The sequence below is a fragment of the Sphingomonas sp. 66-10 genome, assembly GCF_001897045.1.
GTDB classification, from domain to species: Bacteria; Pseudomonadota; Alphaproteobacteria; order Sphingomonadales; family Sphingomonadaceae; genus Sphingomonas; species Sphingomonas lycopersici.
This window is the reverse complement of sequence record NZ_MKRR01000160.1, coordinates 96,652-102,867: the sequence shown is the minus strand read 5'-3', so window position 1 is coordinate 102,867 and position 6,216 is coordinate 96,652. Positions and strand designations below refer to the sequence as shown.

Annotated in this window: 8 protein-coding genes; 4 read left to right on the top strand and 4 right to left on the bottom strand. The window is 68.8% G+C overall.

Features of this window, described 5'->3' with window-relative positions; translation table 11 throughout:
* Nucleotides 1–86: 86 nt before the first annotated feature.
* From BGN95_RS25285 to BGN95_RS25275, 3 genes are all read right to left on the bottom strand, one after another.
* Nucleotides 87–842 (bottom strand): hypothetical protein, encoded by a 756-nt coding sequence (locus BGN95_RS25285; protein WP_286774391.1) that lies wholly within the window; start codon nucleotides 840–842, stop codon nucleotides 87–89.
* Nucleotides 843–1,119: 277 nt separating this feature from the next.
* Entirely contained in the window at nucleotides 1,120–1,875 is a 756-nt protein-coding gene (locus BGN95_RS25280) for a hypothetical protein (RefSeq protein WP_286774390.1), read from the bottom strand.
* A gap of 98 nt (nucleotides 1,876–1,973) precedes the next feature.
* Entirely contained in the window at nucleotides 1,974–3,305 is a 1,332-nt protein-coding gene (locus BGN95_RS25275) for a S8 family serine peptidase (RefSeq protein WP_286774389.1), read from the bottom strand.
* Nucleotides 3,306–3,390: 85 nt separating this feature from the next.
* Between BGN95_RS25275 and BGN95_RS25270 the strand changes: the two genes are divergently transcribed.
* The 4 genes from BGN95_RS25270 (at nucleotide 3,391) to BGN95_RS25255 (ending at nucleotide 5,610) form a co-directional block, all read left to right on the top strand.
* Nucleotides 3,391–3,870, top strand: a complete 480-nt coding sequence (locus tag BGN95_RS25270; protein ID WP_286774388.1) for an RNA polymerase sigma factor — start codon at nucleotides 3,391–3,393, stop codon at nucleotides 3,868–3,870.
* A 3-nt stretch (nucleotides 3,871–3,873) separates the two neighbouring features.
* Nucleotides 3,874–4,578, top strand: coding sequence for a hypothetical protein (locus BGN95_RS25265; RefSeq protein ID WP_286774387.1), 705 nt, complete (start codon nucleotides 3,874–3,876; stop codon nucleotides 4,576–4,578).
* A 229-nt stretch (nucleotides 4,579–4,807) separates the two neighbouring features.
* Entirely contained in the window at nucleotides 4,808–5,212 is a 405-nt protein-coding gene (locus BGN95_RS25260) for a glycine zipper 2TM domain-containing protein (protein ID WP_265271997.1), read from the top strand.
* Nucleotides 5,213–5,247: 35 nt separating this feature from the next.
* Entirely contained in the window at nucleotides 5,248–5,610 is a 363-nt protein-coding gene (locus BGN95_RS25255; protein WP_179513316.1) for a hypothetical protein, read from the top strand.
* A gap of 35 nt (nucleotides 5,611–5,645) precedes the next feature.
* On the opposite strand, the gene BGN95_RS25250 is transcribed toward BGN95_RS25255, so the two are convergent.
* The coding region (locus tag BGN95_RS25250) for a TonB-dependent receptor domain-containing protein (protein ID WP_286774386.1) at nucleotides 5,646–6,216 on the bottom strand (571 nt) is incomplete at its 5' end.

The following is a 6,216-nucleotide window of genomic DNA, read 5'->3' as shown; positions in this document are numbered from 1 at the left end:
AATCTCGCCAGCGTCGCCTGATCGCCGAAATTACGCCGTCCACGTCGCCGCCGTCGCCCCGCAACCACGTGGGGCAGTTTTAGCGCTTACGCGCTGTCTGCGGTTTCTTGCATTACGCGCACCATCTCGACCTGCAGCAACCGGACATCGTTCTTCATCCGATAGACGGCTGCCGCTCGATCAAACAGGAGTTGGCGGAGGAGGTTTCCCTGTCCTTTGAGTGTTTTCGGAAACCCCAGCGACTCCAAACGAAAGCTAGGATCGACACCCTTGATCTGCTGAATCAGCGCATTGATGTGGTTTTCCATTACCGGGGTGGTGGCGCGAGAAGCGGGGCCGGTCAGATCGAAGATATTGTCCGCCAGCGCGATTAGCGACCCGCCGGGCGAATTGCGCAGAGCGGGGAAAACATGATCGAGCGTCAGCGGATCGTTTAGTGACGGGCCGCCATTGTCGCCCCGGCGGCCCCGAAAATTGGGGCGATACTGAGCCGATTGAATTGCGGGGGCGGTTTTGTCCGGCCTGTAGACAGCGTCGGTTAGCGAACCAGCTTGAGGTGAGTCTGCCGACGCCGCCGGTGCCTCGGGCGCAGCAGCCGCTGCCGTCGAACGCGAAACCCGTCGCTCGCCGCGATGGCCGTCGGAAATGATGACATCGCTCAGCGATCGCGGGCCGCCGGGGGCGAAGGTAAAGCGGCCGTTTCGCGGGTCGTGATAGGGGTTGAACTTGAGTTCAACCTCCGGTTCCCCCTGCGGAGATAGACGCCTGCCGGTTCGAATATAATGTTCGAAGGCAATGCGTTCAGGTGATTTTTTCTCGGTGAGAATCTGCCGGTCGGTCATGATGTCCCCCGCTATTGCGTAAGGAACAATTCATGAACAAATCCAACATTTAAAGTAAATTTAGTTAAACTGCTTCTATTATACCTTAAAAATCAACGCGGCGCTGTCAAAATAGACTGAACTAATAAGATAATATCAGAGGAATAGGGGCGGTGAATGCTACTAAAGGTAATGTAGATATCTGCGTCTGTCGCATCGCCGACCCGCCCGATAGCCCCCAACAAAAAACCGCCGGGCATCGCTGCCCGGCGGCCCTCCCTTTCAACCGATCGCCCGATCAGCGCGGCGTGCTGCTCGCGCTGGCCGAACCCGCGCCACTGGCCGATCCCGACCCGCTGGCGTTGAGCGACCCCGCGCCGCCCGACATCGTCCCGGCGAGATCGCCCGATGCCGCGCCGCTCGCCGCGCCGGCGGCGTCGCGTGCCTGGCCCGCCGCCGCGCCCGCACGATCGCGCACGTTGCTCGCGACGTGGCTCGCGGTGCCATGTGCCGCCTGGACCGCGCCCGTCGCCGCACTCCGCGCGTGGCCCACCGCGCCGGTCGCCGCGCCGCGCGCGCTGCTCACGGTGTTCGCGACCTGATCGGTGCCGATCAGCTGTGCATGGGCGCCGACATTGCGGCTGGCGCTCGCCGAGACCGAATTGCTGACGTTGCCGGCGAGTGAATTGCCGTTGGCGCCGGTCGCGCCGAGCGCGGCGTCGGTGCTGTGGCTGATCGTCCCGGCGAGCCCGGCGTCGGCCGCGACATTGCCCGATTTGGTGTTGACCGAATGGCTGCTGTTCGCGCTGCCCGAGCCGGTGACGCTGTTCGACACGCTGCCGGTCGCCGAGCCGATCGTGCTGCCGATGTTGCCGGCGCCGCCAAGCGTGCCCGTCACCGTGCCGCCGATATTGCCGGCGCCGCCGAGCACGCCGCCGACCAGGCCACCGCCGCCGCCGCCGCCGAGCAATTGCGCCGACGCCGGCGCCGCGGCCGTCATGCCGGCCATGATCGCTGCCGCCACCATCAGGCGGGTCCGCATCTTCTGGATCATCATCTGTCTCCTTTTCGTCGCGGGCCGGGGCTGGTTCCACCCGGCTTCCGACAAGAGCAACGACGCCGCGATCCGGTTTAATCCCGCGGGCCTAAGAATTATTTCAGCCCGACGCTTTTCGGCAGGGTGCGGCAGTCGCCGCAGACGATGCCGCGCCCGACGCGGCCGCTGCCGGGGCGCGCCTCCGCCGCGAGCGCCGCGAGGCTGCCGGCGCGCGCCAGCCGGCCGGCGACGAGCGGCGCGGCGAAGGAGGTGCCGCGCAGCGCCTCCCAACCGCCGCCGGGGAGCGCGCCGGCCATATCGGCGCCGGGCGCGGCGAAATCGAGATGGAGCGGCTTGCCCGCCTCGATCAGCGCATGTCCCTTGGCGTCGACCCCGGTCACCGCGACCACCCCGGGGTAGGAAGCGGGATATTGCGGCGGCGCGGCCGGGCCGTCGTTGCCGACCGCCGCGACCACCGCGATGCCGCGCGCCAGCACCTCCTTCACCCCCGCCGCGAGCAACGGGTTGGGCGGGCCGACGAGGCTGATGTTGATCACCCGCGCGCCCTTTTGCGCGAGCCACGCCAGCGCGCGCGTGATCGCGACCGCCGATCCGTTGCCCGCCGCGCCGCCATAGACATCGGCGACGAGCAGCGGAGACCCCGGCGCCGCGCCGCGAAACGCCCCGACATTGCCGACGAGCAACGAGGCGACCGCGGTGCCGTGCCCGCTCGGATGCGGATTGCCCGCGAAGCCGCGCTGCTCGATCGCTGCATTGGCGAAGGCGGGATGCTTGCCGACCCCACCGTCGATCAGCCCGATCGGCGCACCGCCACCGCCCCCGGTTGCGCCGCCGCCCGCCGCCGGGCCCTGCATCGGCGTGAGCGGCGCGCGTGCGGGTTCATAGACGTGATCGAGCGTGTAATCGCCGGCGGGATCGATCCCGCGCAGCGCCTCGATCGCCTTGCGCGCGGGCTTGCCGCGCGGCGGCGCCAGGATCGTCGCGGTGAGACCGATGTTGTCGATCGGCTCGGTGCGGGTGATCGTGAAGCCCGCGGCCTTCGCCTTGGCCAGCGCATCGGGGGCGAGGTTGATGCCGATGATCTCGTCGCGGCGGATCGGATTGCCCTGATCGTCGACGTCGAGCGCCGTGCGATTGTCGCGCACCAGGGTGCGGAGCCGCTGGCGTCGCGCCGAGAGGAGGTCGGCCGGGGCGAGCGAATTGACCGTATTGCCGATCGCCGACAGCGGGGCGTCGAGCCGCCCGATCATGCTGCCGTTGGGGCCGGCGGGGGTGCCGAGCAGCCCGCCGGTCAACCCGCCGGTGACCCCGCCGAGCGTATTGCCCAGCCCGCCGCCGCCGAGCAGTTGCGCGGGAGCCGGCGCGGTCATGCCGATCGCCAGCGCCAGTGCCCCGGCCTTGATCGCCGCCTTGATCCCCATGTTCATCGCCATCTTCCTTTTTCGTCTCGCTCGGTGGATGAAACGACGGGCGGGGAACGTTTCATCCGCATGAACGAGCAGCGGAGGATATTTGGACGAGTTCGAGCGGCATCTGACAAGCCTGTTGCCGCGGCTCCGGCGGTTTGCCCACGGCCTCGCGCGCAACGCGGCGGACGCGGACGATCTGACCCAGGCCGCAGCGGAGCGGATGCTCAAGGCGCGCGACCAATGGCAGCCGGGGAGCAATTTCGCTGCGTGGGGCTATCGCGTGATGCGCAACCTGTGGGTCGATACTACGCGCGCGCGCCAGCGGCGCGATCGCGTGCTGGTCGACGAGGAGCAGGGGCTGAGCGTCGGCGCGCCGGGCGAGGCGGAGACGTCGGTCGAGCTCGGCTATCTGATGCGCGCGATGGGCCGGCTGCCCGACGAGCAGCGCGAGGCGGTGGCGCTCGTGATGATCGAGGGGCTGGCCTATGCCGAGGCCGCCGAGGTGCTGGATATCCCGATGGGGACGCTGACCAGCCGGCTGGTGCGCGGCCGGCAGGCGCTGATGAAGATGCTGGAGGATTGACCGGTGGCTGAAACGATCGACGAGACAAGGATCATCGCCTGGGTGGACGGCGAACTCGACGACGCCGCCGCGGCGCGTGTCGCCGGCGCGGTCGCCGCCGATCCGGCGCTGGCGGCGCTGGCCGAGCGGCACCGGCGGATGAAAGCGCGTTTCGCCGCCGCTTTCGCGCCGCTGGCCGACGCGCCGGCGCCCGAACGCCCGGCGGCGGAGGTGGTGTCGCTGGCGGCGGCGCGGAAGGCGCGCGCGGCGAAGGCGGCGGCGGCCCCGCGCCCCGCGCCGCGCCGCTGGATGGCGCCCGGCGCGATCGCGGCGAGCCTGCTCGTCGGGGTGCTCGTCGGGCACGGCTATGTCGGGGGTGGTGGTGCCGGCGGTGCGCGCGACGCGCTCGCGCTGCCCGCGCCGACCGTCGCCGCGCTCGACCGGCAATTGTCGGGCGACGCGGGCGCGGTGCGCGTGGCGATGACCTTCCGCGACCGCGACGGCAGCCTGTGCCGCGGCTTCACCGCTTCGGGGATGGCGAGCGTCGCGTGTCGCGCGGATGGCGGCTGGCGGCTGCGTTACGCCGTGCCTGCCACGACGCAAGGCGGCGATTACCGTCAGGCGGGGGGCGATGCGGCGCAGATGGCGTTCATCCAGTCGATCATCGCCGGCGACCCGCTCGATCGCGCCGCGGAGACCAAGGCGCGCGCGGATCGCTGGGGTAAATAGCACCGGCGGCGGCGCGCCCTCGCTCCGTTCGCCCTGAGCTTGTCGAAGGGCTGTCCTGTCTTTCTGCAGAAGAAAAGTGCAGGGCTTCGACAAGCTCAGCCCGAACGGTGGAGGGGTGCGCCGAACCCGTATATCTGGCGGCCGTGCCTGTCGTGTGGATGGCGCAATCGTTCAGCCGCGGCTCACTTTTCCGATGGCACCTCCCGCACCAATTCCGAGGGAGGTAGTAATGTTGCGTAAGAAATTGACCCCCATTCTCGCGGCGATCACCGTGATGACCGGCGTGGCGGCGACCCCTGCGCTGGCGCAGGACGGCGGCTATCGCTCGGCCGGTCTGTTCGTCGATCGCGGCGACGGCTTCGAGCGCGCCGCCGACCCTTATGGCTATCAGCGCAACGGCGCCCGGTTCGAGGACGTCCGCTATCGCCGCTACGGCTATCGCCACCGTGAATATTCGCGTCGTCGCTGCGGTGGGACGACCGGGGCGATCATCGGCGGCGTCGCCGGCGGCCTGCTCGGGCGCGAGATCGGGCGCGGCGGGCGCTGGAACGAGCCGAGCACGACCGGGCTGATCATCGGCGCCGGCGCGGGTGCACTTGCCGGCCGCGCGATCGAGCGCGAGAATTGCCGCTGAATCGTGATCTTGCCGGGAGCGACAGGAGACCAACAATGACGAAGCGTTCGTCCGTTATTGCCCGCGCGTCGATCGCCGCCGCCGGATTGTCGCTGGCGCTGGCCGGTTGCGCCGCCTCGCGCGAGCGGATTTCGCTGACCTTGCAGGATTACGGGCTCGATCAGCGCCGCGCCGATTGCGCCAGCGATTTCCTCCACGGCCATCTCAGCGATCGTCAGCTCGACCGGCTGTCGCGCGCGGCGGTGCAGCACCGCGACGGCTATCGCCGCGGGCCGATGACCTTCGGCGATCTGCTGCGCATCTCCGCCGCGCTGGGCGATGCGAATATCCCGCTCAGCGTCGGTGCGGCGGCGGTCGCCTGCGGCGTTGCGGGCGATATGCCGTTGCCGCGGTTTTGAATTGATCTCCCCTCCCTTCCCGGGAGGGGAGCAATTCACATATCGAACGCCAGCGTCACGCCATAGGTGCGCGGCGGGGCATAGGGCACCAACGTCTGCTGATACGGCCCGAAGTAAGTGACATAGGTCGGCACCAGCGCGTCGGTGAGATTCTTGCCCCACACCGAGAGCTCCCATGCCTTGCCGGGCGCGCGCAGCGACACCCGCGCGTCGAGATTCTCATGCGCCGGCCACAATTGTTGCGGGATGTTCGACGCCTCGAAATAGGCGTCGCCGACCCAGGCATAATCGACCCGCGCCTTGGCCGACCAGTCGCCGAGCGGCAGCTCATATTGCGCGCCGACGTTGAACTTGTTCCTCGGCGAGCGCGGCAGCTGGTTGCCGGTGTAATTCTGCCCGGGGATCGAATAAGCGGTGAACTTGGCGTCGAGATAGGAATAGCTGCCGTCGAGCTGGAAACCGGCGAACGGCCGGGCGACCGCCTCCACCTCCACGCCCTGGAGCCGCGCCTTGGCGGCGTTGCTCACCACCACGCAGCACAAGGGGATGAGCTGCGAGACCTGCAGATCCTTATAATCGGTGCGGAACAGCGCGAGGTTGAAGGTC